A 21,323-nucleotide genomic window follows, 5' to 3' on the forward strand; every position below is an offset into this window, starting at 1 on the left:
TGAAGAATGAGGGGCAACGATGTTGCCCCTATGATGATGGCTGACTAAAAAGAACAAGTAACTTTCTGAGATTTGTTTGGGAAAGAAACTGAATTAAGACGACCGTCGGTCTTAATCGTTAGTGTGATCTTTCCATCTTCAGTCGCATATTCATAATCTTTCACCATACGGTTTGTTCCAACCGTAAACATATTTGAAAGCATGACCTTTGTATCAAACTTAACTGTTTTGCCACTTTCCATGTCGTAGCCAGATAGGCTCAGGTCCATACGAACGTGGTAAGCAGGATTACCGTAAGAGTCCTCGTTATTTGAGCTCCAGATCTTTTCGATCTGAACCTTACAAGTAGCAGGAACATTATCAACAACAAGTTTTGTCTTAAGTGTGCCCTTTAAAACCGGAGTACCAACAATAGTGTGAGCAAAAGCTGCAGACACCATAAGCATTGCTGCTAGAATGATAGTTTTCATAAATTAGTCCTTAAAAAGTAGTGGTCTTTTTACCGTTGTCATAACCTTCGTAGGTCTCTTCCCAACCTTTGAAAGCGCGACGAGCATCTTGGATTTCTTCAAGCACCCAGTGGTTTCTCTCGATACCTTTAACATCTCTTGCCTGGATATCATCCGGACGGAACATATACATTGGAACCTTCATTAGGTAACAAAGTTTGCTCCACTGGTTTTGTTCCCAGTCTTGGTATTTTTCAACGATAGGGCAGTTACGCTCTTTCGACATCATGAAGAAGCTCTTCCATTCTTGAATGGGAGTTGGCTTTTGGAAGAATGTTCCATCCATCACGTAGTCTTCACCAGCAATGTTTACTAGAGGAGCAACGTGGAACCACCAATCGTATTCATCGATCATCTGAAAACGTTGAGTGAAGAAAATGAACAGCTTTTCAGACTTAATGTTCATTTTAGACCACATATCAAAGGCCCACATGTGAGCGCGTTTGAAACACTGAGATCTTTTCTTGTCTCCGTCGTTGATCATGCTCTTGAAGACAGTTGTCGCCTTCTCAATAGTCTGAAGATCTGTTGGAGCAAATTGACGAAGTTCATTGTAACGGAAATGGTTTAGATCAAGTGTGCGAGTATCAATCTCACCGGCCATAACTGGACGAATGCTATTGATCATGGCCTTGGTACCATAAACGGTGAAATCGATTCTCACTACTTTTCCAACTAGTGGGAAAATACGATTCAGGTTCTCATCGCTGTTTTCGGTCTTGTAGATGCGACCATCTACACCTGAAAGAACGTTAACAGTTTTGGTTCTGATTGATTCGTGAACGTTGAAGACAGTCGTAATAACGACTTCCGCTCTGGCCTTAGCATTCATAAAGAGAACGCCAAACGCTAGAGCGACTAAAATTTTAGTAGACATAGTCACCCCTCTGAATTTGGGGTTTTATAAAAAAACCGGGCCTCGGCTGACTATGTAAGAACTACCTTCGGGTAAAAATTACAGGTAATTTTCCGGGAAAAGCTGGCGCTCGATACCCTCAATGAAGATATGGATGCACTTAATATGGACTTCCTGGATGCGATCTGTAATGGGGCACGGGATGATCAGGGGAACGTCCACCATCGACTTCAGTTTCCCGCCGTCTTTACCCAATAAACCTACTACTTTCATGCCCTTAGCTTTCGCCACTTCCACCGCTTTGATCACGTTGGCCGAGTTCCCAGAAGTCGAAATCGCCAGAAGCGTGTCGCCTTTCTGTCCCCATGCCTCAACAAAGCGAGAGAAGATGTGATCGAATCCAAAGTCATTCGCGATACAAGTGATATGACCGGCCTCAGAAATACCTGTGGCAGGAAGAGGAGCTCTATCTTTACGGTAGCGACCAGTTAATTCTTCCGCGAAGTGAAGAGAGTCGCACATTGAACCGCCGTTTCCGCAGCTGAAAACTCGACCGTTATTTTTGAATGAATCAACGAAGATCTGAATCGATTGCTCGATTTGCTTGATGTTCTTTTCATCTTCAACAAATTTATTAAGGGTATTTTGGGCTTCAACTAGGGATGAACGGATAAAACTCATAAGAAAAAACAAGCGGGTCCATCATTGGACCCGCCGCCTTGATTATAAAAGAGAATTGATGTTTTTTACGATTTCAGCTTTAGGCTGGTTACCAACTAGAGTTGATTTAACTTCGCCATTCTTGAAGAAAATAAGAGTTGGGATACCGCGGATACCGAATTTCTGAGCAAGGTCAGAAGCTTGGTCAACGTTAACTTTAACAACATTAGCTTTGCCATTCATTTCAGACGCGATTTCGTCCAGAACTGGAGAAAGTGCCTTACATGGTCCACACCACTCGGCCCAAAAGTCTACTAGAACCGGTTTATCAGAGTTCATAACCTCTTGGTCGAAATTAGCAGAAGTTACACTTGTTAAATTTGCCATAATTACTCCTTATAAAGCACAGCTCCACTTTATCGTAAGGGAAGCCGTAGGACAAGTTTTACCCATTATAACACTTGATTAACATAATCTGGAATCAATGAAAATACGTTCAAGTCGCGAATTTTTCGCTACAATAATCCGGATGAACAGGAAGTCCTTATTAAAGGGGCCAATGGCCCGGGCCCGATGGTCGCGACTAATAGCTAAGTGTATTGATATCGGCCTCGTGACCGTGGGGGCGATCTGCTATTATCCTATGGGATTAATCCTGGGAATTATCTATCTTTGCATCTCAGATTCACTCTATGACGGGCAATCAATTGGAAAACGCTTCATGGGGTTTGGGGTCATTTCTTTGATCGATGGCGCACCTTGTACCGCCTGGCAGTCAATGATCCGAAATTTACCTTTCACAGTGCCATTGTTCTTTTTAGTCTTCCCGTTCTGGGGATGGATATTTTCGGCGGTTTTTGCTCTTCCGCTTGCCGCCATGGAAGTTTATTTTTTGTTCCGAGGTGATACCGCGCATCGGTTAGGGGACATTATGGCGGACACAACTGTCATCGCCAACGACGGAACTCGCTTGGATTTAAGGAAGACTAAGTCTCCTTGGTTTGATACACCTCCAGTTCCACTTCAATAGGTCATCATGAAAAAATTAATTATCATCGATATTTCGAATTATATCTTTCGTGCTTTTTTCGCCATTCGTCCGCTTCATGCACCAGATGGTACTCCGGTAAACGCTGTTTATGGTGTGCTCTCAATGGTTCACAACTTGATAGTGAAATACCAACCGACTCACATCATCGTGGCGAGAGATACGAAAGAAGGATCATTTCGCAAAGTAATCTACACTGAATATAAGGCAAACCGCTCAGCTCCACCTGATGAATTAGTTCCTCAGTTCCCGCTGGTTGATGAGCTTATTCAGGTTCTGGGTCTTCCGGAAATTAAAGCACCTAACTATGAAGCGGATGATGTCATTGGATCGGTCGCCACTCAGTGGAAGAATGACTTTGATGAAATCCTGATCGCTTCAGGTGATAAAGATCTTATGCAGTTCGTGGACGGGCCAATTAAGATCCTCGATACCATGAAAGAGAAAATTTACTCGCGTGAAGACGTGAAAGACAAGATGGGAGTGTATCCAGAGCAGATCGTGGACTACCTTTCTCTTATTGGTGACTCTTCAGATAACATTCCAGGTGTTGATGGTATCGGTCCCAAAGGTGCTCAGAATCTAATTGAAGAATTCGGAACTCTGGAAAACATTCTGGAAAACATTCCTTCAATTAAAAACAAGCGTTCGATGACGGCGCTAGATGCCAATAAAGATAATGCTCGTCTCTCGAAAGAGCTGGTAAAAATCGTTTGTGATTTAAAACTTAAATATGCTCCAGACGAATCTTCTTATCGCCTAAAAGTGAATCAAGAAGTGGAAGACTTTCTTAACAAGGTTGGATTCCGTTCGTGGCTAACAAAACTTGCAGATTTTAAGATCGCAGAACCGTCTGCCGCAAAAACTCACGTTGTTCCTGAGAAAACTGAGGCAAAGGCTGTTGAACTTTGGACTCTGGCCGATTTAAAGAAAAACATCCAGGGCGAAGACACGATCGCTCTGACTCATATCTGTGATGATGAACTTAACCAGCACCAATGCTGGCGTGCCATGGCGGTGGCCACTTCTAAAAAAACGGGCTACATCGCTTTAAGTTCTGAAGAAGCTAAAACTCTAATTGATATCATCCATGAGGCCCATGCTCTGGTCGTTTGTTATCAATCAAAACCTATTCTGCAACTAGCGATGGTGGCAGGTGTAACTCCAGACTTTAAGTATTTTGATCTCGCTCAGGCCCACTTTATCATCAATCCGGAAATGCGCCATGATCTTGCCACAATGGTGGAAGAATTTTTGGGTTACAAACTTCCAGTCGCTCCAAAGGGACAGGCCGATCTATTTGGAAATCAGAGTGAAGAAGAGATAAAAATTCAGGGCGAAAGAGTAGAAGCGATTCTGAAACTCTATCCGATTCTTCGCGATAAGATGAAGGAAATGAATGTTGAGCGTCCTTACGATGAACTCGATATTCCATTAATTAAAGTTCTTGCTGCCATGGAACTCGAGGGTGTTTCTCTCGATGTGCCATTCTATAAAAACTTAGAGAATGATTTTAGCCGTCAGATTGAGGAAATCGAGGCCGAAGTGGTCAAGGCCGCTGGAGACAAAATCAATCTTCGTTCGCCTAAACAAGTAGGGGAGCTTCTTTTTGAAAAGCTTCAACTTCCAGTCATAAGAAAAACGAAAACCGGTTACTCAACGGACGCCGAAGTTTTAAATGAACTTGCGGCCCTGAAACTAAATCCCATTCCGGAGCTTCTCCTTCGTTATCGTGAGATCGAAAAACTTCTTTCGACTTATGTGAAGGCGCTCCCGACGATGGTAAGTCCTGACACAAAGAAGATTCACACTCACTTTCAGCCAAGTAACGCTGCCACTGGACGTTTATCTTCAGACAATCCAAACCTTCAGAACATTCCGGTACGTACTGAGAATGGAAGAAAACTTCGTAAGGGCTTTATTCCTTCTCCTGGGAGAACGCTTCTGTCTGCCGATTACTCGCAGGTAGAACTTCGTCTGCTGGCGCATTTCGCCCAAGACAAAAATATGATCGATGCTTTCCAGAATGACCGTGATATTCACCGTCAGACCGCGGCGGAAGTATTTGATGTACCTCTCGAGCAAGTTTCAAAAGATATGCGTAATAGTGCTAAGGCGATCAACTTCGGTCTGATGTATGGTCAAACTAGCTTTGGCCTTTCGCAGGCACTTCACATCTCGCAAGGTGATGCAAAAAAATACATCACGAATTATTTTAAAAAATTCCACTCAGTAAAAAGTTATCTTGATGGCCTTAAAGAGAAGGCGGAGAACACTGGTTACGCTGAGACTTTATTTGGAAGAAAACGTAATCTCCCTGATATCAAATCAACTAACCGTCAGGTCAAGGCGATGGCAGAAAGAGTGGCGATCAACAGTCCGATTCAAGGAACTGCGGCCGACATTATTAAACTCGCCATGATCAACATTCAGCGCATCCTGGCCGAGAGAAAGCTCAAATCTAAGATGATTCTTCAGGTGCACGATGAATTGATTTTCGACGTGGTTCCCGAGGAACTAGAAGAAATGAAAGTTCTGGTGCAGGAGCAGATGGAAGGCGCGGTATCTCTGAGTGTTCAGCTCAAGGTTGAAATGGGCACGGGCTCAAACTGGTACGATCTTAAGTAGAATAAGCTTCAACCGATAAGTTCGGTATGAAGCTTATTTCGATTCTATTTCTGACTCTTTTTTCAATGCAGGTCTTTGCCATTGGTTGTGACTGTGAAGTGCGAGTTTATTCGCCAACCACAGGCTCTTACCAGATGCGTCCCAATAACTTTCGTACCTATCAATTGGAAGAATACAGCACGTACTCGAAGAAAAATCAGCGAGAGTGCAAAGAGGCATGTCTTAAAAAATTCGAAGAAGATATGCCGGCCAGTCGCTTGAATGCGCTTCTTTTAACTTATGCTCAAAGTCTCATTCAGGAAGGCCAGCTTGGTTACAATTGTACCGGACTCACAACTTTGAAGTTTCCGGTACGAGTGAAGGCGAGTCTTGGCAACCTGGGTCTGGGCAATGTCGCTGACCTGGTTCAAGTTGTGAGCCATGAAGAGGCCTGTTTCTTTTAGCCTCTTACCACCTGATAACCACTTTCAATCCACACATCCATTCCCGCGTCGTGAACGCAAACTAAGTTGTTTAGTCCCGCACCGCTAAGGATATCGAAGGCCGTTTTGGCACGTCCACCGCGCTTACAGTGGATATAAACATGGTCATATTTTTTTAATTCATCTGCGTGGCTACCCACTTCAGTCACCGGAATATTTAGAGCGTTTGCGATATGGGCCTCTTGGTATTCCCCAGGATTTCTAACGTCCAGGATCACGTCATTTTTACCTAATTTCAGATGGCTATCGTGGAATTCTTTGAGGGTCATCATAGTATTGGACATAAATTGTCTCCTTTATCATTGGCCTAATATTCATCTCTCAAATTCCGATAAGTTTAATGGAGAGTCAAGCGATGCTATACGCTTTGTTTCTAATACTTGCCATTGCTTATAACTGGAGAAAGTTCCTGAGGGAGCGTTCTGTCTTTTATACTTCGCTGATTGAGGCGAAAGGTACTGCTCACCGTGAAATGATTCTCAGTCACCATTTCTATATTTTTATTTTCGAAAGCTTTTTCTCGCTCATAGTCGCCCACCTGATTTCTGAACGAGCAATGTCGATTGGATTCCTGGGTCTGGGCGCGGTTTATATTACGCTTATTATTGCCGGCATTTTCCTCTATCAATCCTTTATCCGCTACGTGGAAAAGAACACCGGACTTACTTTGTGGGGATCTTTTAAGAGTCATCTCATCAAAGAATTACGAGTGAACTTTGCCATCGTTTTACTTCCGATGCTTATTTATTCACTCATTAACTGGACCTTCCAGGACGGAGTGTATGAAGAGTGGGGGAATCTCTGGTTCATTGGAATGCTTTTTAATCTGATCTTTGTTTCGGTCCTGACCATCGTGTGTTCGGTGGTCATCATGTTAAGACTCATTCCGAATCGTGAGATCATTGAGCCTGAATATCTGGATCTGATCAACAAGCGCCTTTCTCAGATTCAAATGCCGAATATGAGAATTCGCTGGATTGAAACCGACATTAAAAACGCCTTTGTGGTGGGTCTAAAGATTTTATCTTTCTCGAACCAGACCATGTTCATTGGGAGAAATCTTCGTACAACTCTAACTTTGGAAGAGTTCGATGCGGTAATTGCCCATGAGCTTGCCCACGTCGCGAATCGCCATATTCACAAGCGTGTGATTGATCTCCTCAAAAATTTTGTCTCCATCATCTTTGGTACGTTGGTACTGACCTCAATGATCATTGGTCTTGCCGCTCTTTACTTAGGTGAGGACCTTCATATTCACACCGGTGCGGTGACCTTTGCTTGTTTCTCAGTGTTTATAGGTTGGATGATTTTTAATTACTACCTTCTCTTCGATACCATCCGCTCTCATGAGTATGAAGCAGATGCCTATGCGGTGATGGAACTTGGTGCGAGTCTTGAGGCCTTTAAGACTGCTCTTCAGAAACTCACTTCACCAGAAGAACTTCCAGAATATCTTAAAGCACGTAAGCCCAAAGAAAAGAGTGCGCTTGGAAGCTGGCTTGCTAAATATTTTTCTACTCACCCGGATCTGGAGAGCCGTTTCCGCTCTGTTGAATATAAGATCCTAAGAGGTCTTCCATTTAACTACTATGTTTCTCCTGCCCAGAAGGTTAGAAAGTTTTTTAGACATCTTCTGGATTGGAAAGTCTCTGTTCCGCTGGCAAGCTCATTCGTGATGCTGACGGTATGGGGAATGATGCATATTAAGTCGGGAATGGAAGCAGTGGCCTTTATTCAGAGTTCTTCTACCGAGGCCATTCTTAAAAAGAAAAAACTCATTTCTATGATCAACTCTCGACCACAGCTTGTGGGCCCGAGTTTAATGGCCTATGTAATTAAGAAGCGCGATCCTCGTTTGATTGATCACTTCATTAAGCACGGTGCGGACAAAGGCAAAGTCCTGGTTTACATCTCTCAAATCAAAGACTTCGACTTACTTCAGAAGTATTATCCGCTTTATCAGGATAAGCTTACTGAGGATGAGTACTTCTTGATTCTAAGAAAATCTGCTCAGATGGATTTTACCGAAGGCTATCGTTATCTTGTGAACGCTCGTCAGTTTGAAAATCTCAATCGCGATTACAAAGAAGACGTCACTCGTCTCTATAAGGGTAATCGTCTACCAGCTTCAGAGAACAAATAATTTTAAAAATTTGATTAAAAAAAACGATTGAGCTGACTTATCGCCAGCTCATGTTGAATACCGCTTCGACTAAAAGGTCTGATGCTGATGCACCAGCAAAACGGATTTGGATGTAATCCTCTTTATAGAGTGAGAAAAGATGACCGGTCACATCACCGAAATCATCTCCATCATAATCAACGCAATGATTAAGCATCATCTCGCTGTTTGATAGTGGCCTGTAGGTACATTTGAATTGGAAGTCTTCCATGTCATATGGATTGGCATCGAAAATGAGTTCAACTGTTTTTCCCGTTGTCACTCCACGACGGACTTTCAAACGTTCCGGGATTTCGAATTGTCCATTACGGGGCATCGTATACAATTTCGAAGAGCTCGATGAGCCATCAAGTTGAATGACGTACGCCGAAGGGAGTTCTTGATTCTGAGTTTGGTGAGAAGGCTGGGTATCAGAATCGCTAATCTTCTTTCCACATCCGACGGTGGCGATGGCCAAAGTCATCAAAGGACAAAGTTTTCGAGTCAGTACATTGAGCATTATCCGTTCCTTGAAAATGCCTGGTTTAATTATATCGTGAATAGCTTTTCGGCTGTCCTTGAAGGAACTTGAAGATCGTAAGTGCTTAATTTTTATAGTTGTGCGAGGCAAAAGTTGCTGTTTAAATCGATGCTTTAATCAGTGCCAACAATCAGGTATTCGAGGAATTTCGAATAGATTGCCGATATTGAGTAGTAGATCAGGATGATCAAGGAGGACCTAATGAAAGTATTTCTTATCTTCCTCATTAGCTTACAGTTCATCACCACTCCCTTTGCGGCAGAAATCAACTACGAGAGCGAAGTTAGAATTGTCTTAGAGCGTTTGAGATCTGATGGGCCAGTTTCCGTCTTAAAGGAGCTGAAAGGTTCTCTTTACGATTCTGAATTTGCGGATGCAGTGACTCTCTTGAAGAGAACAGGTTCTGTAAGACCTGAATTCAGAGAAAGCTCCCCTGGAATCTGGGAGTGGGAACAGGACGGAAATAAGATCCTTTTCTCAATCAATGACCTTAAAAAGGGTGAGATGTGGATAAATCGAAAGCTTTTTAAGTACAAGCACGTTGCCTTCCATGAATTACAAGATGCCCTACATCCTTATGAAAAGCTCTCAGAGGGCCCATTTACGCGCGCTGAAGGGGTAGTCATTGCGGTTTTGATAGGACACCTAAGTCTTGATAAGAAAATGAAATAGCAGCCTACTGAGTCATCTGCGCTAAATTTTTTTTCAGTGCCAACCTTGACACTTTTCCTAGCATTCCCATCTTCTCGAGTGCAAAATCTGATCAATTTTTTTTAAATAATTTTGCGTAGCAAAAATTAAATCTTATGGAGGATGTATGACAGTTAAACCACTTCAAGACCGTGTTCTTATCAAGAGACTTGAAGAAGAAACCAAATCAGTTGGCGGGATCATTATTCCTGACACTCATAAAGAGAAGCCTGCTCAAGGTGAAGTTATTGCAGTTGGTACTGGTTACCGTCTTCATGATGGTTCAGTAAAAGCTCTAGACGTAAAAAAAGGCGATAAAGTTCTTTTCGGTAAATACTCTGGCACTGAAGTAAAAGTTGGTGGCGAGAATTACCTGATCATGAAAGAAGACGAAATCCTAGGAATTCTTCAGTAATAAATTTTTAAATCTCTAAGGGAGAAAACATATGTCAGCTAAAGAACTTAAATATTCTGAATCAGCACGTAACTCAATCCTTGCTGGTGTTAACGCTCTAGCAAACGCAGTTAAAGTTACTCTAGGTCCTAAAGGCCGTAACGTTGTTATCCAAAAGTCTTTTGGTGCTCCTCACATCACTAAAGATGGTGTTTCTGTGGCGAAAGAAATCGAGCTAGAAAATGCTTTCGAAAATATGGGCGCTCAACTTGTAAAAGAAGTTGCTCAAAAAACTAACGAAGATGCTGGTGATGGTACAACTACTGCTACTGTTCTTGCTCAAGCTGTATACCGTGAAGGTGTAAAACTTGTGGCCGCTGGTCACAACCCAATGGACCTTAAGCGTGGTATCGATCTAGCAACTGCTAAAGTTGTTGAGAAGCTTAAGTCTATGAGCAAGAAAGTTGAAACTAACGAAGAAATTAAAAACGTTGGTACAATTTCTGCTAACAACGATTCTGAAATCGGTCAGCTTATTGCATCTGCGATGGAAAAAGTTGGTAAAGAAGGCGTTATCACAATTGAAGAGTCAAAAACTGGTGTTACTGAGCTAGACGTAGTTGAAGGTATGCAGTTTGACCGTGGTTACGTTTCTCCATACTTCGTAACTAATCCAGAAAGAATGGAAGCTTCTTTTGAGAACCCATATATCCTAATCACGGATAAGAAAATCTCTTCAATGAAAGAGCTTCTTCCTACTCTTGAGAAAGTTGTTCAAACAGGTAAGCCACTAGTTATCATCTCTGAAGATATCGAAGGTGAAGCTCTTACAACTCTAGTTGTGAACAAACTTCGCGGTACTCTAAACGTAGCAGCTGTAAAAGCTCCTGGTTTCGGTGACCGTCGTAAAGAAATGCTTAAAGACATCGCCATCCTTACTGGTGGTCAAGTGATCTCTGAAGAGCTTGGTATGTCTCTTGAGACAGCCACTCTTAAAGACCTTGGTTCTTGTAAGAAAATCACAATCGACAAAGAAAACACTGTAATCGTTGATGGTGTTGGTAACAAGAAAGACGTTGATGCTCGCGTTGCTGCTATCCGCGGTCAAATCGCTGAAACAACTTCTGACTACGACAAAGAAAAACTTCAAGAGCGTCTTGCTAAGCTAGCTGGTGGTGTTGCTGTTATCCGCGTTGGTGCTCCAACTGAAGCTGAAATGAAAGAAAAGAAAGACCGCGTAGAAGACGCTCTAAACGCTACTCGCGCTGCTGTTGAAGAAGGTATCATCGTTGGTGGTGGTGCAGCTCTTCTTCACGCTGCTGTTTCTCTAGAGGGCCTAAAAGGTGCTAACGAAGAGCAAACTGCTGGTGTTAAAATCGTTCGCCGTGCAATCGAAGAGCCTCTTCGTCAGATCTCTTTCAACGCTGGCGTTGATGGTGCAGTTGTTGTTAACAAGATTGTTGAATCTAAGAACGCAGCTTTCGGTTACAACGCTCGTGATGATAAATTCGAAGATCTAGTGAAGGCCGGTATCATCGATCCAACTAAAGTAACTCGTTCTGCTCTTCAAAATGCTGCTTCAGTTGCAGGCCTTATGCTTACAACTGAAACAATGATCGCTGACCTTCCTAAGAAGGACGATCACGGTCATGGCGCTCCTGGTATGGGCGGAATGGGCGGCATGGGTGGTATGGGCGGCATGATGTAATCTGCTGTCTTACGACAAATTTTGCTAATGATAGAGGGCACCTTCAGGTGCCCTTTTTATTATGTGCAGGAAAAAACTTCCATCTGCCTGTAAGAGTGACATGGGGCCAGCGCGCACCAGTATCCTTTCCTACCTTTGAATTTCCAATAGTTCCCTTTTGTCCCTGACCGAAGCAGTCTTGATAGTAAAAAAGAGAACTTGGCCCTCACACCCATTGGCATCTTCCATGCAATCATAAGGGTCAAGAACTTGCCGGCAGGATGCCAGCAAAAAACCCATTAGTGCCAGGGAGTCAGGCATGAAAATCGTTTTAACGTTCATTTGTTTGATGGTCTCTTTTTCATCTTGGTCGACAGTCACCGTAGGAAGTGTTGATTGTCCGGTTCAATTTGAAGGGAGAGTAAAAGAAATCATCGAACCTGTAGGTGCCAGCGGCTTCTTCGATGCCAACACTGTGGTGTTTGAGAATCAGCGAACAATTAAAGGTGAGGTGAAAGAGCAAGTGCTTTTAGAAGTCCTCCAAAATGGACCTTTTAAAGTTGCAGTGGAGAAGGATTACCGCGTGCAACTGAGAAGTGGAAAACTTTGTTGGATCGAAGAAATTTAACATTTTTCAGGACGAAAAATTATGTGGAAATGGCTTCTGGTACTAACACTTTCTTCATCTGCCTGGGGTTACAACCTTACTCAGGATTTTACTAATGGCTTCTACTGGGCCTCTTTGCCAATTAATATCACAGTCGTTGATTCGAATGCCTCACGAAAGTCGAAGATTCAACAACTGGCCACTAGTGCCATTCAAGAGTGGGAAAGTAAAAGTGGTCTCTCACTTTGGGACCTCACTTCTTCCGGCACCAACAATATCATCCGCTGGTCAGAGAACTTTGCCAGTGAAACAAGAATGGATCCGAACACTGTTCTGGCCGTGGCCATCCGTTATACGAATGGTCCTTACTTCGCGAAAACTGAAATTGTGATCAACGGAAATCATGCTTTGAACTTCGATACCAGAAATCTTCAAACAACCATTACCCATGAATTGGGTCATACCATGGGCCTGGATCATTCAGGTGATATGCTAGCGGTCATGGCGCCGACGCTTCAAAGTCCTTATAACGGTCTTCAAAATGATGACATTATGGGGATGGGGGACGCTCACTCTCAAATTGAGCACCGACAGATCACTCGTTACGTATCACCTCTGGCCTACTCCGAAGAGTCAAAAGGCTCTCCTTTGAGCTGCGGTACTGTGGGGCCGGCCTCGACTGCCACGAGCGGGAGCGCTATGGTCTCTCTTGGGATGGGACTCCTGATCGGTTTTGTCAGGAAAATCATCAAGTGGTTTAAGTCTCTTTTCTAAACTCCGAAAAGGAGGTCATGGAAAGAAAAGAAAACCCATTTATTTTTTATTTAACTCTAGAAGAAAACTTACCCAAAACTTTTTATGTGTTTGATCGCACATTAAAAGATTTGGGTTTTATATTGGTGCCGGTTCGCATCGATCAGCTTCAAACTCTGGTGGCGGCCACTGATCAGACACAGATCATTGTTATTGCATCAGTCATCGATTCCCGTGAAATGAAAATGTATAACGAAAAAGTCAGGGGACTATTAAAGTATGTCCTCAAATCAAAACGCTTAACGTTTATGCATCTCTCAAGTTACACAAAGCTCAACGACATCCGACAATATGCCCTCGGGAAAAATTATTTCTTCATGAAATATCCTCTTGATGCTCGTCTATTATCTGCGAAAATTGCTCGATACTATGATTTGAAATCTGAGCAGAGCTCAAGATGGCCCGGCGGAAAACGTGCGGGATTAGGAAGTGTCGTATGAAGAGCAAAAATACAGAGGCCACACAAAGAGTCCTGGTGCTGCTGAAAATTGATGCTAATAATTTATTTAAACGTATCAAAGAAAGAAAATCTGAATATCTCGAGATCTTCGCGCTAAGAAGAACGCGTGAACACTTTCCGATGATTTTTAAAAATCGTTATGAAGGTACATCCATCATGGATCTGTCTCACTGTAGTACGGATCTGATCACTACACTTGATCAGTTCTACACTCTCGTTGAAGAGATGAATTGGTATTTGTACCAGACGGAAGATATGCCGAATACCGTGGAAGATTTTATCGACCGCAAAATTCGCCGTATGGAAAAGCTCTTGAGCACACTTAATTTGTTCCTTGATGCTGAATTAGGAATTGAATCTGAACAAGCGTCCCAGGAACCAGAAGTTCGCTTTATAGATCAAGAGCCGGACTTTTCAGATTCATTCAATGATGATACTTCTCAGGAAACATGAAATCCTTAGTTCTTGCACTCTTATTCATCTCTCAAATTTCCTGGGCACGTGACCCCATCTCGGGCAGTCGTTTCCAACATTTGACTGGGGTAAAAGTTCCGCAAGATTCAAAGACTCAATGGGACGAGAAATACAGTCGCCCCACATTTGTCTACGGTAAATCACCCGTACAATTTTTGGCAGAAAACTATCACTTCATTCCTTATGAAGGCGCGGTCCTTGATATGGGGATGGGTGAGGGCAGAAATGCTGTTTTCCTTGCCCAGAAAGGTTACAAGGTAACAGGGATTGATATCAGTTCAGTGGCGGTCAAAAAGTCTTATCTTCTTGCCCAAGAGTTTGGGGTGAAGATCAAAGGCGTCGTGGCATCACTTAAAGACTATAAGATTCCACCTGGATCTTTTGACGCGATTGTTTGTTTCTATTACGTGGACCGCTCATTAGTTGAAAAAATGAAAAGCTGGTTAAGACCTGGTGGGATTCTGATTTATGAGGCCCATACGGTTCGTGAAAAAGATCGTCCGCATAAGAAGCGTGATCCACTCGAAGAAGATGTTTATCTAAAAGAGCAGGAGCTTCTCCGCATGTTCCCTGGCATGCGTGTTCTGAAGTACGAAGAACCTCTTCACGAGAAAGAGTTTCGCTCAAGTATTATTCTCAGAAAAGAGTAATTCCCATCTCCCAAAAATACTGGACCATGGCATAATCGTATCATGGCCAAACTCTTAATTATTCTCATGATTTTATGTCATACCATGTTGGTGTGGTCGCAATCGAATGAGTCCACTAAGGACGAGAATGGCAGTCATTTCACAGGCCGCATTTCGCGTCTCAATTCCAAAGCACGTCTTGCCCGCATCAGAACAGATTTTGAAAATATAAAGTTTTTAAACCGGAAGGATCGTGTTGAATTTTGGAATGAGACTTATCCGGATCAACGCTGTATGGCCTTGGTGGAAGGCAGAACGAATGATTATCTGCTGTTGAAGATTTCGCAGTTTGATCAATGTGTGGTGAAAGTTCATTTCACGACCGGTTCATACCTTCATTTCCAAAGTCCTGATCTGGCCCAAACTGTAAAAATCGCCAAAGAACTTGTGGAGATTCTTTTGAAAAAAAGACTGGCCATGCAGGCCAAGAAAGATCGCCATCAAAAAGACCTATCTGGTTACGTCGAAAAAGTCGATGCCGTTAACAAACGTTACGAAGTCCTTCGTCAAAAATTAGAAATCGAATGGCAAAAAGAACTTTCAAATCTCGAAGAAGATAAGTCTCGTTCATTTACTGAATTTAAAAATGCCGAAGCTCGTCTGAATGAAATCGATACCAAGCTCGAAGCTTACCGAGTTGAAGACCACAATCTGAAGTTGGATAGATGGTCTCTTGATCCCGCACTTTATATTAAGAAATAGTTTTAAGGAGTTTATATGGCGGCCAAAGGCTTGCGCACATTTTTAGTTATTGCACTCATCGCTCTGGTGGGATGTCAGGGGAAGAGTAAAAAATCGGGTAGCACGATTTATTACAACATCGGTGGCGAACCAACGACGTTAAACCCGATGACCGCCTCAGATGGTTACACTCAGGCGGTTCACGCTTATTTATTCGACTCGCTTCTTGATCGCGATTTGGATACTTACGAGTGGAAACCAGCACTTGCTACTGAGTGGAAAATTTCAGACGACAAAAGAACTTTTGAGTTCAAATTACGTGAAGGCGTGAAATTCCATGATGGTAAGGAAGTTACCGCAGAAGACGTTAAGTATTCATATGATGTGATCTTTACTGAAGACTTTAAAGCGGTTCAGCTTCGTTCATTTTATGAAGCAGTTAAAGAAGTAGTGGTGGTAGATAAATACACTGTAAGATTCACAGTTAAAGATGATTACTTCCAAAACTTTGATGTTTGCGCAGGGATTACTGTTCTTCCTAAGCACTATTACGGCAACCCAGAAAATAAAAAAGAGTTTAGTCGTAAGGTCGTGGGCTCAGGTCCTTATATGTTCACGAAGTATGATAAGGGCCAGAAAATTATCCTGGTTCAAAACCCTGATTGGTGGGGAAGAAAAGTAGAGGCAGAAAAGAACTCTCATACTATTCCTAAAATCGTCCTACGTTTTGTTGCTGAAGAAAACGTTTCGCTTGAGCTTCTTAAAAAAGGCGACATCGATTTCTTATCATTCCGTCCAGAAGGCTTCGTAAAGAAGACGGTAGGGAAAATCTGGGACGATAAGATTGTTAAAGTTAAAACTGAGAACAAAAGCCCAAAGGGATACAACTTCATTGGTTGGAACTTTAAACACCCAATTCTGAAAGATCGTGAAGTAAGAAAGGCCCTCTATATGTTATTCAACCGTCCACTGATGCTGGATAAGTTTGAATACAATCTTTCTGAGTACGCTACTGGCCCAATCTATGTTCAGTCTGACTATGCTTCCCCTAATGTTAAGCCAGTTCAATTTAATCCAAACGAGGCCCTGAAAGTTCTGAATCAAGCGGGTTGGAAGGACACAGATAAAGACGGTCTTTTGGATAAGGTCATCAATGGAAAGAAGACTCCACTTTCAATCACGATCCTAGAGCCGACTCAAGAGATGGCGAAGTATCTGACAATTTTTAAAGAAGATGCAAGTAAAGTGGGTGTTGAAATCAACATCAAAAACATTGAGTGGAACTCATTCGTAAAACTTTTGGATGAGAAAAACTTTGAGGCCGTTCGTCTAGCTTGGGGCGGTGGTGGGGTTGATTGGGATCCAAAACAGATCTGGCACACGTCTTCTAGTAAAGGTGCAGGTTCTAACTTCATTCAATACTCAAATGCGGAAGTTGATAGGCTCATTGATGAAGCACGTAAGCTTTATGAAAAAGAGCAACGTCTACCACTTCTTCGTAAAGTGCATGAAATTATTTCGGCCGACTACCCATATGTGTGGTGGTTCAACTCTAAATACACGCTTTACGGAACGACTAAACGTGTAGATAGACCAAAAGATACTTTTACATACGGTGTGGGCCAACAATACTGGAAGTTGAAATAATATGCTGAAGTACTTCCTTCGACGAATGGCCATCCTGATTCCTACATTGTTAGGAGTGACGGTCATTGTATTTATCATTATCAATATGGCCCCGGGTGGTCCAATTGAGCAGAGGCTGCAACAAATCCGCTTTGGCGGTGGTGACACTTCTGGAAATACAAGCAGTAGTCGCGGAGCAAGTCAGGGTGTATCTGATGAAGTTCTGGAAGCACTAAAAAAACAGTATGGTTTTGATAAGCCGATGCATGTTCGCTACCTCATTTGGTTAAAGAACATTGCGACCTTGAATTTTGGAGAAAGCTTCACTTACGAAGAGCCGGTTATAGACGTGATCGTGAGTAAGTTTCCCGTCTCTCTTCAGTTTGGGATTATTTCTTTGATATTGAGTTATCTCGTATCGATTCCATTAGGGATTGTGAAAGCGATCAAACACGGAAGTTTCTTTGATCTCTCATCAAGCTTTATGTTGTTTGTCTTTTACTCCATACCATCCTTTATGCTGGCGATTCTCTTGATTGTATTTTTCTCCGGCGGAAGTTTCTTTGAAATCTTCCCAGTAGGGGGACTTAATTCAGAGATGTATGATGAGTTAAGTACTTTCGATAAGTTTTTAGACCGCGTTCATCACTTTATTCTTCCATTGATTTGTTACACCATTGGTTCATTTACCAGCCTAACGATCTTGATGAAGAACTCTCTTATTGAAGAAATTAAAAAAGACTACATTCGTACTGCCCGTGCCAAGGGTCTGAATGAAAAAGTAGTCTATATGAAGCATGCACTAAGAAATGCGTTGATCCCAATCGTAACGGGTCTTGGTGGATTTTTAACTGTGTTCTTTGCTGGATCCCTTCTTCTTGAAACGATTTTCCAACTCGATGGCATTGGCCTTTTAAGTTACAAGAGCATTTTGTCTCGAGACTATAACGTGATTATGGGTCTGGTTTTCATTCAAAGTGCGCTGTTCCTGATTGGTAACGTACTTTCTGACTTTGCCTATGTTCTCGTAGATCCAAGGATTGATTTCACATGATCGAACGTTTTATTCGTAACGAAGATACTCTTAAAAAATGGAGACGATTTAAGTCTCGAAGACTCGCTGTACTTTCTGCTTGGATCATTCTGATCGCTTGTTTCTTTAGTTTTACAGCAGAGTTTTGGGCCAACAGCAAGCCTTTGTACTTAAAGTACAATGACACTACTTATTTCCCGGTTTTTAAAGACTATCATCCGACCCTTTTCGGAGTGGAGAATGCTCTGGTGATGAATTATCGGGATCTTGAATTGGACGAAGATCGTGGGGATTCAGTCATCTGGCCCGTGATTCAGTGGAACCCTTTTGAATCAAACACTGAAGTCGTGACCTATCCATCTGAACCAACTGGTGAAAACTGGATGGGAACCGATGATCGAGGTCGTGACATTTTTGCTCGTCTTCTTTATGGGCTTCGTTACTCGATGACCTATTCAATTTGTGTGTGGATTCTGACTTTCGTTGTAGGAACTATTCTGGGTGGAATTATGGGTTACTTCGGAGGTCGCACTGACTTCTGGGGACAAAGAATTGTTGAAGTGCTTTCAACCGTACCTCAGTTCTTTTTGTTAATTATTATCATCTCGATTTTTAAACCGACCCTTTTCTTGCTTGTGCTTCTTTCCAGCCTTTTTGGATGGATCAGTATCAGCTACTACGTAAGAGGTGAGTATTTAAAGAACCGTAAAAAGGAATTCGTTGAGGCCGCAAAAGCAATTGGTGCTGGTCACACTCGCATTTTCTTTAAGCATCTTTTACCGAACTCTTTGTCTCCCATTATTACGTTCTCACCATTTGTGATTGCCGGAAATATCACTGCTCTTGCAAGTCTTGATTATCTGGGCTTTGGACTTACTCCTCCAACTCCAAGCTGGGGCGAGCTTTTAAACCAAGCGCAGAAACACTTTACTGAAGGCTGGTGGCTTGCGGTTTATCCATCTCTGGCACTTTTCTTTACTCTTACGATGTTATCTCTCGTCGGTGAAGGCGTGAGAGACGCTATGGACCCGAAAGAGTAGAAGTGCTATAAGAATTTCCATAAGAGGTTCCTATGAAAGATACAGCACTCCGAATTGCGGATTTTAAAGATTCTATTTTTGGCGTTATCTCAAGACTTGCTCGTGAAAATAATGCCGTTAACCTTGGCCAAGGCTTTCCTGATTTCGATGGGCCTGAATGGTTGAAAGAAGTTGCTTTCCGCAAAATGCAGGAAGGTCATAACCAATACGCGCCTTTCCAAGGAATTGTGGGGCTTCGCCAGGAAGTTTCAAACTATTACAAAAAATTCTATTCTCTGAATTATAACCCTGAATCAGAAATCACAATCACAGTGGGTGCAACAGAAGCAATTTATGTGGTCATCACTGCATTGATTAATCCAGGTGATGAAGTGATCGTGCTTGAACCATTTTATGACTCTTACGTAGCTTCCATTAAAATGGCGGGTGGTATTCCGGTTCCAGTAACGATGCATGCTCCTGACTTCACAATAGATCGTCAAGAACTTGAGAAGGCCATTACCCCAAAAACAAAACTTCTTATTTTGAATAACCCTCACAATCCAACTGGAAAAGTTTGGGCAAAAGAAGAACTTCTTGATGTGGCCTCAATTGCACAAAAGCATGATCTGTATCTCATGTCGGATGAAGTTTATGAGTTTCTCCTTTTTGATGGTGCGAAACACATTCCAACTGCAACTCTGGATGGCATGCTAGAAAGAACGATTACAGTATCTAGTGCAGGAAAAACTTTTGGTCTAACCGGTTGGAAGATTGGTTGGATTTGTGCCAATGAAAAAGTCACTAGGGCATGTCGCCTGGTTCATCAATATGTGACATTCGCCGTTTCAACTCCTATGCAGGAAGCAGTGGCAGAAGGTCTTACAAAACTATCTGATTATCTGCCAGGTTTTGTTTCTCTTTATAAGGGGAAGCGCGATCTTTTCTACACTGAGATGAAAAATCTTGGCTTTGAATTCGCCATTCCGAAAGGCACATATTTTATGATGGTGCCAATTTCAAAGAAGACCGATCTAAAAGACGTGGACTATGCCATGAAACTCATTCAAGAGCGTAAAGTTGCAACAGTCCCTCCTTCAGCTTTCTATTTAAAGTCTACTGAAGGAGAGAAGTATTTAAGATTTTGTTTTGCAAAGAAAGATGAAACCCTTCGAGCGGCAGCAAAGAACTTACAGGGCCTGTAATTTAACTTTCGTCGCGAGGATCTTTCCTTCGCGACGATACTTAACCATCACTTCATCACCAATTTTCTTAGTTTCAAGCACCTGGTAAATATCATCGAGATTGTTCACGTCCTGGCCATCAACACTCAGAATAATGTCTCCTAAGTAAGTGCGACCATAACGATCTTGAGTCATGCCTTTGATGCCTGCTTTAGCGGCAGAACCTTTCTCATCGACATAAGAAACGATAATGCCCTTATCGTCACCCACAATTCGTCTCTTCATGCTGTCAGGAACAATTCCAATCCCAAGGCCCGGGCGAATCACACGGCCATGCTGAATGATTTGTGGCACGATCATTTTGATGGTATCTGCAGGAACTGCGAAACCAAGACCTGCACTTGAACCGCTGGTTGAGAAAATAACTGTGTTCATCCCGATAAGCTGGGCCGATGAATCAAGAAGCGGTCCACCAGAGTTACCCATGTTAATGGCAGCATCAGTTTGGATCATGTCGTTGATTTTAACGCCACCAATACCATCAATCTTTCTACCAAGCGCCGAGATCACGCCAGTTGTAAGCGTGTAATCCAGGCCAAAGGGTGAACCAATCGCGAATGAGTACTGACCCACTTGAAGGTCTTTTGAAGAACCAAACACCACTGGTGAAAGCTTCGCTGGTTTTTCTGTAAGTTTTAAGACCGCGATATCTTTTTCCGGAGCAGTACCAACAATGGTTGCTTTGTATTGTTTCGGATCGTTGTGGAAAGTAACAACGAACGTGTTACCACCTTGAACCACATGGAAGTTAGTGATGATGTGACCGTTGCTATCGTAAACAAAACCTGAACCGGCACCTTGAGGAATTTCCACTTCACCATAGAAAGAATTTCTGGCGAGTTTAATGTTGGAAACGTTGACGGTACTTGGAACAGCTTTGCGGTAGATATCGATGGTTTTAGTTTCAACCTGGAGAAGTTCAGCGCCCCAGCTCGCCATAGAAAATAAGCTCAAAACAATGAAGAGATAAGCTTTCATTTACGACTCCTTACTTTGACTATTACAGCCCGAAAAGTATAAT

At 42.6% G+C, this 21,323-nt stretch carries 24 protein-coding genes; 17 read left to right on the forward strand and 7 right to left on the reverse strand.

Annotation, left to right across the window (positions count from 1 at the left end; translation table 11 throughout):
- Positions 1 to 44 precede the first annotated feature (44 nt).
- From SOO65_RS03220 to trxA, 4 genes are all read right to left on the reverse strand, one after another.
- The gene (locus SOO65_RS03220) at positions 45 to 470 is read right to left on the reverse strand and encodes a hypothetical protein (protein ID WP_321396827.1); all 426 of its coding nucleotides are present in this window, start codon (positions 468 to 470) and stop codon (positions 45 to 47) included.
- A 10-nt stretch (positions 471 to 480) separates the two neighbouring features.
- The gene (locus SOO65_RS03225; protein WP_321396830.1) at positions 481 to 1,386 is read right to left on the reverse strand and encodes a protein-glutamine glutaminase family protein; all 906 of its coding nucleotides are present in this window, start codon (positions 1,384 to 1,386) and stop codon (positions 481 to 483) included.
- 78 nt (positions 1,387 to 1,464) lie between these two features.
- A complete protein-coding gene (gmhA, locus tag SOO65_RS03230; protein WP_321396832.1) occupies positions 1,465 to 2,046 on the reverse strand; it encodes a D-sedoheptulose 7-phosphate isomerase in 582 nt (193 codons plus the stop codon).
- A 42-nt stretch (positions 2,047 to 2,088) separates the two neighbouring features.
- A complete protein-coding gene (gene trxA, locus SOO65_RS03235) occupies positions 2,089 to 2,412 on the reverse strand; it encodes a thioredoxin (protein WP_321396835.1) in 324 nt (107 codons plus the stop codon).
- A gap of 142 nt (positions 2,413 to 2,554) precedes the next feature.
- Here trxA and SOO65_RS03240 point away from each other — a divergent pair, with 142 nt between their 5' ends.
- Genes SOO65_RS03240 through SOO65_RS03250 form a run of 3 tightly spaced genes read left to right on the forward strand, consistent with a single transcriptional unit; the run spans position 2,555 to position 6,144 of the window.
- Positions 2,555 to 3,055: an RDD family protein gene (locus tag SOO65_RS03240; protein ID WP_321396838.1), complete on the forward strand. Its 501-nt coding sequence runs from the start codon at positions 2,555 to 2,557 to the stop codon at positions 3,053 to 3,055.
- 6 nt (positions 3,056 to 3,061) lie between these two features.
- Positions 3,062 to 5,701, forward strand: coding sequence for a DNA polymerase I (gene polA / locus SOO65_RS03245; protein WP_321396842.1), 2,640 nt, complete (start codon positions 3,062 to 3,064; stop codon positions 5,699 to 5,701).
- Positions 5,702 to 5,727: 26 nt separating this feature from the next.
- Positions 5,728 to 6,144, forward strand: a complete 417-nt coding sequence (locus tag SOO65_RS03250) for a hypothetical protein (protein WP_321396845.1) — start codon at positions 5,728 to 5,730, stop codon at positions 6,142 to 6,144.
- Here SOO65_RS03250 and SOO65_RS03255 read toward each other — a convergent pair.
- Positions 6,141 to 6,467 (reverse strand): rhodanese-like domain-containing protein, encoded by a 327-nt coding sequence (locus SOO65_RS03255; protein ID WP_321396848.1) that lies wholly within the window; start codon positions 6,465 to 6,467, stop codon positions 6,141 to 6,143. The genes SOO65_RS03250 and SOO65_RS03255 overlap by 4 nt on opposite strands.
- Before the next feature lie 71 nt (positions 6,468 to 6,538).
- Between SOO65_RS03255 and SOO65_RS03260 the strand changes: the two genes are divergently transcribed.
- Complete coding sequence (locus SOO65_RS03260; protein WP_321396851.1) at positions 6,539 to 8,326, forward strand: M48 family metallopeptidase; 1,788 nt, start codon at positions 6,539 to 6,541, stop codon at positions 8,324 to 8,326.
- 37 nt (positions 8,327 to 8,363) lie between these two features.
- Here SOO65_RS03260 and SOO65_RS03265 read toward each other — a convergent pair whose 3' ends face one another.
- Entirely contained in the window at positions 8,364 to 8,864 is a 501-nt protein-coding gene (locus SOO65_RS03265) for a hypothetical protein (RefSeq protein ID WP_321396854.1), read from the reverse strand.
- Positions 8,865 to 9,086: 222 nt separating this feature from the next.
- Between SOO65_RS03265 and SOO65_RS03270 the strand changes: the two genes are divergently transcribed.
- The 13 genes from SOO65_RS03270 to SOO65_RS03330 all read left to right on the forward strand — a co-directional run bounded on the left by SOO65_RS03270 (position 9,087) and on the right by SOO65_RS03330 (position 20,263).
- A complete protein-coding gene (locus SOO65_RS03270; protein WP_321396857.1) occupies positions 9,087 to 9,557 on the forward strand; it encodes a hypothetical protein in 471 nt (156 codons plus the stop codon).
- A gap of 145 nt (positions 9,558 to 9,702) precedes the next feature.
- Entirely contained in the window at positions 9,703 to 9,990 is a 288-nt protein-coding gene (gene groES / locus SOO65_RS03275) for a co-chaperone GroES (protein ID WP_321396860.1), read from the forward strand.
- A gap of 31 nt (positions 9,991 to 10,021) precedes the next feature.
- Positions 10,022 to 11,677, forward strand: a complete 1,656-nt coding sequence (gene groL / locus SOO65_RS03280; RefSeq protein WP_321396863.1) for a chaperonin GroEL — start codon at positions 10,022 to 10,024, stop codon at positions 11,675 to 11,677.
- A gap of 298 nt (positions 11,678 to 11,975) precedes the next feature.
- The gene (locus SOO65_RS03285; protein ID WP_321396866.1) at positions 11,976 to 12,284 is read left to right on the forward strand and encodes a hypothetical protein; all 309 of its coding nucleotides are present in this window, start codon (positions 11,976 to 11,978) and stop codon (positions 12,282 to 12,284) included.
- 21 nt (positions 12,285 to 12,305) lie between these two features.
- Positions 12,306 to 13,037, forward strand: coding sequence for a matrixin family metalloprotease (locus tag SOO65_RS03290; protein WP_321396869.1), 732 nt, complete (start codon positions 12,306 to 12,308; stop codon positions 13,035 to 13,037).
- Positions 13,038 to 13,054: 17 nt separating this feature from the next.
- Positions 13,055 to 13,516: a hypothetical protein gene (locus SOO65_RS03295; RefSeq protein ID WP_321396872.1), complete on the forward strand. Its 462-nt coding sequence runs from the start codon at positions 13,055 to 13,057 to the stop codon at positions 13,514 to 13,516.
- A complete protein-coding gene (locus SOO65_RS03300; protein ID WP_321396875.1) occupies positions 13,513 to 13,989 on the forward strand; it encodes a hypothetical protein in 477 nt (158 codons plus the stop codon). Before SOO65_RS03295 ends, SOO65_RS03300 begins: the two co-directional genes overlap by 4 nt.
- Entirely contained in the window at positions 13,986 to 14,660 is a 675-nt protein-coding gene (locus SOO65_RS03305; RefSeq protein WP_321396878.1) for a class I SAM-dependent methyltransferase, read from the forward strand. The genes SOO65_RS03300 and SOO65_RS03305 overlap by 4 nt, the downstream gene beginning before the upstream one ends.
- 42 nt (positions 14,661 to 14,702) lie before the next feature.
- Positions 14,703 to 15,401: a hypothetical protein gene (locus SOO65_RS03310; RefSeq protein ID WP_321396881.1), complete on the forward strand. Its 699-nt coding sequence runs from the start codon at positions 14,703 to 14,705 to the stop codon at positions 15,399 to 15,401.
- Between the two features lie 15 nt (positions 15,402 to 15,416).
- Complete coding sequence (locus SOO65_RS03315) at positions 15,417 to 17,027, forward strand: ABC transporter substrate-binding protein (protein ID WP_321396884.1); 1,611 nt, start codon at positions 15,417 to 15,419, stop codon at positions 17,025 to 17,027.
- A 1-nt stretch (position 17,028) separates the two neighbouring features.
- Entirely contained in the window at positions 17,029 to 18,060 is a 1,032-nt protein-coding gene (locus SOO65_RS03320) for an ABC transporter permease subunit (RefSeq protein WP_321396887.1), read from the forward strand.
- Positions 18,057 to 19,079 carry an ABC transporter permease subunit gene (locus tag SOO65_RS03325; protein ID WP_321396890.1) on the forward strand — a complete coding sequence of 341 codons (1,023 nt, stop codon included), beginning with the start codon at positions 18,057 to 18,059 and terminating at the stop codon, positions 19,077 to 19,079. The genes SOO65_RS03320 and SOO65_RS03325 overlap by 4 nt, the downstream gene beginning before the upstream one ends.
- Before the next feature lie 32 nt (positions 19,080 to 19,111).
- On the forward strand, positions 19,112 to 20,263 hold the full coding sequence (locus tag SOO65_RS03330) for a pyridoxal phosphate-dependent aminotransferase (RefSeq protein ID WP_321396894.1): 1,152 nt from the start codon (positions 19,112 to 19,114) through the stop codon (positions 20,261 to 20,263).
- Here the strand turns inward: SOO65_RS03330 and SOO65_RS03335 are convergent.
- Positions 20,249 to 21,280, reverse strand: coding sequence for a S1C family serine protease (locus SOO65_RS03335; protein WP_321396897.1), 1,032 nt, complete (start codon positions 21,278 to 21,280; stop codon positions 20,249 to 20,251). The genes SOO65_RS03330 and SOO65_RS03335 overlap by 15 nt on opposite strands.
- Positions 21,281 to 21,323: the final 43 nt, after the last annotated feature.

Origin of the sequence: Peredibacter starrii, from assembly GCF_034259205.1 — a bacterium.
Classification (GTDB): domain Bacteria; phylum Bdellovibrionota; class Bacteriovoracia; order Bacteriovoracales; family Bacteriovoracaceae; genus Peredibacter; species Peredibacter starrii.

What these genes read in the sequence shown, in the direction of transcription:
- SOO65_RS03220 (WP_321396827.1), bottom strand. Translation starts at nt 470, where the DNA reads ATGAAAACTATCATTCTAGCAGCAATGCTTATGGTGTCTGCAGCTTTT.
- SOO65_RS03225 (WP_321396830.1), bottom strand. Translation starts at nt 1,386, where the DNA reads ATGTCTACTAAAATTTTAGTCGCTCTAGCGTTTGGCGTTCTCTTTATG.
- gmhA (WP_321396832.1), bottom strand. Translation starts at nt 2,046, where the DNA reads ATGAGTTTTATCCGTTCATCCCTAGTTGAAGCCCAAAATACCCTTAAT.
- trxA (WP_321396835.1), bottom strand. Translation starts at nt 2,412, where the DNA reads ATGGCAAATTTAACAAGTGTAACTTCTGCTAATTTCGACCAAGAGGTT.
- SOO65_RS03240 (WP_321396838.1), top strand. Translation starts at nt 2,555, where the DNA reads ATGAACAGGAAGTCCTTATTAAAGGGGCCAATGGCCCGGGCCCGATGG.
- polA (WP_321396842.1), top strand. Translation starts at nt 3,062, where the DNA reads ATGAAAAAATTAATTATCATCGATATTTCGAATTATATCTTTCGTGCT.
- SOO65_RS03250 (WP_321396845.1), top strand. Translation starts at nt 5,728, where the DNA reads ATGAAGCTTATTTCGATTCTATTTCTGACTCTTTTTTCAATGCAGGTC.
- SOO65_RS03255 (WP_321396848.1), bottom strand. Translation starts at nt 6,467, where the DNA reads ATGTCCAATACTATGATGACCCTCAAAGAATTCCACGATAGCCATCTG.
- SOO65_RS03260 (WP_321396851.1), top strand. Translation starts at nt 6,539, where the DNA reads ATGCTATACGCTTTGTTTCTAATACTTGCCATTGCTTATAACTGGAGA.
- SOO65_RS03265 (WP_321396854.1), bottom strand. Translation starts at nt 8,864, where the DNA reads ATGCTCAATGTACTGACTCGAAAACTTTGTCCTTTGATGACTTTGGCC.
- SOO65_RS03270 (WP_321396857.1), top strand. Translation starts at nt 9,087, where the DNA reads ATGAAAGTATTTCTTATCTTCCTCATTAGCTTACAGTTCATCACCACT.
- groES (WP_321396860.1), top strand. Translation starts at nt 9,703, where the DNA reads ATGACAGTTAAACCACTTCAAGACCGTGTTCTTATCAAGAGACTTGAA.
- groL (WP_321396863.1), top strand. Translation starts at nt 10,022, where the DNA reads ATGTCAGCTAAAGAACTTAAATATTCTGAATCAGCACGTAACTCAATC.
- SOO65_RS03285 (WP_321396866.1), top strand. Translation starts at nt 11,976, where the DNA reads ATGAAAATCGTTTTAACGTTCATTTGTTTGATGGTCTCTTTTTCATCT.
- SOO65_RS03290 (WP_321396869.1), top strand. Translation starts at nt 12,306, where the DNA reads ATGTGGAAATGGCTTCTGGTACTAACACTTTCTTCATCTGCCTGGGGT.
- SOO65_RS03295 (WP_321396872.1), top strand. Translation starts at nt 13,055, where the DNA reads ATGGAAAGAAAAGAAAACCCATTTATTTTTTATTTAACTCTAGAAGAA.
- SOO65_RS03300 (WP_321396875.1), top strand. Translation starts at nt 13,513, where the DNA reads ATGAAGAGCAAAAATACAGAGGCCACACAAAGAGTCCTGGTGCTGCTG.
- SOO65_RS03305 (WP_321396878.1), top strand. Translation starts at nt 13,986, where the DNA reads ATGAAATCCTTAGTTCTTGCACTCTTATTCATCTCTCAAATTTCCTGG.
- SOO65_RS03310 (WP_321396881.1), top strand. Translation starts at nt 14,703, where the DNA reads ATGGCCAAACTCTTAATTATTCTCATGATTTTATGTCATACCATGTTG.
- SOO65_RS03315 (WP_321396884.1), top strand. Translation starts at nt 15,417, where the DNA reads ATGGCGGCCAAAGGCTTGCGCACATTTTTAGTTATTGCACTCATCGCT.
- SOO65_RS03320 (WP_321396887.1), top strand. Translation starts at nt 17,029, where the DNA reads ATGCTGAAGTACTTCCTTCGACGAATGGCCATCCTGATTCCTACATTG.
- SOO65_RS03325 (WP_321396890.1), top strand. Translation starts at nt 18,057, where the DNA reads ATGATCGAACGTTTTATTCGTAACGAAGATACTCTTAAAAAATGGAGA.
- SOO65_RS03330 (WP_321396894.1), top strand. Translation starts at nt 19,112, where the DNA reads ATGAAAGATACAGCACTCCGAATTGCGGATTTTAAAGATTCTATTTTT.
- SOO65_RS03335 (WP_321396897.1), bottom strand. Translation starts at nt 21,280, where the DNA reads ATGAAAGCTTATCTCTTCATTGTTTTGAGCTTATTTTCTATGGCGAGC.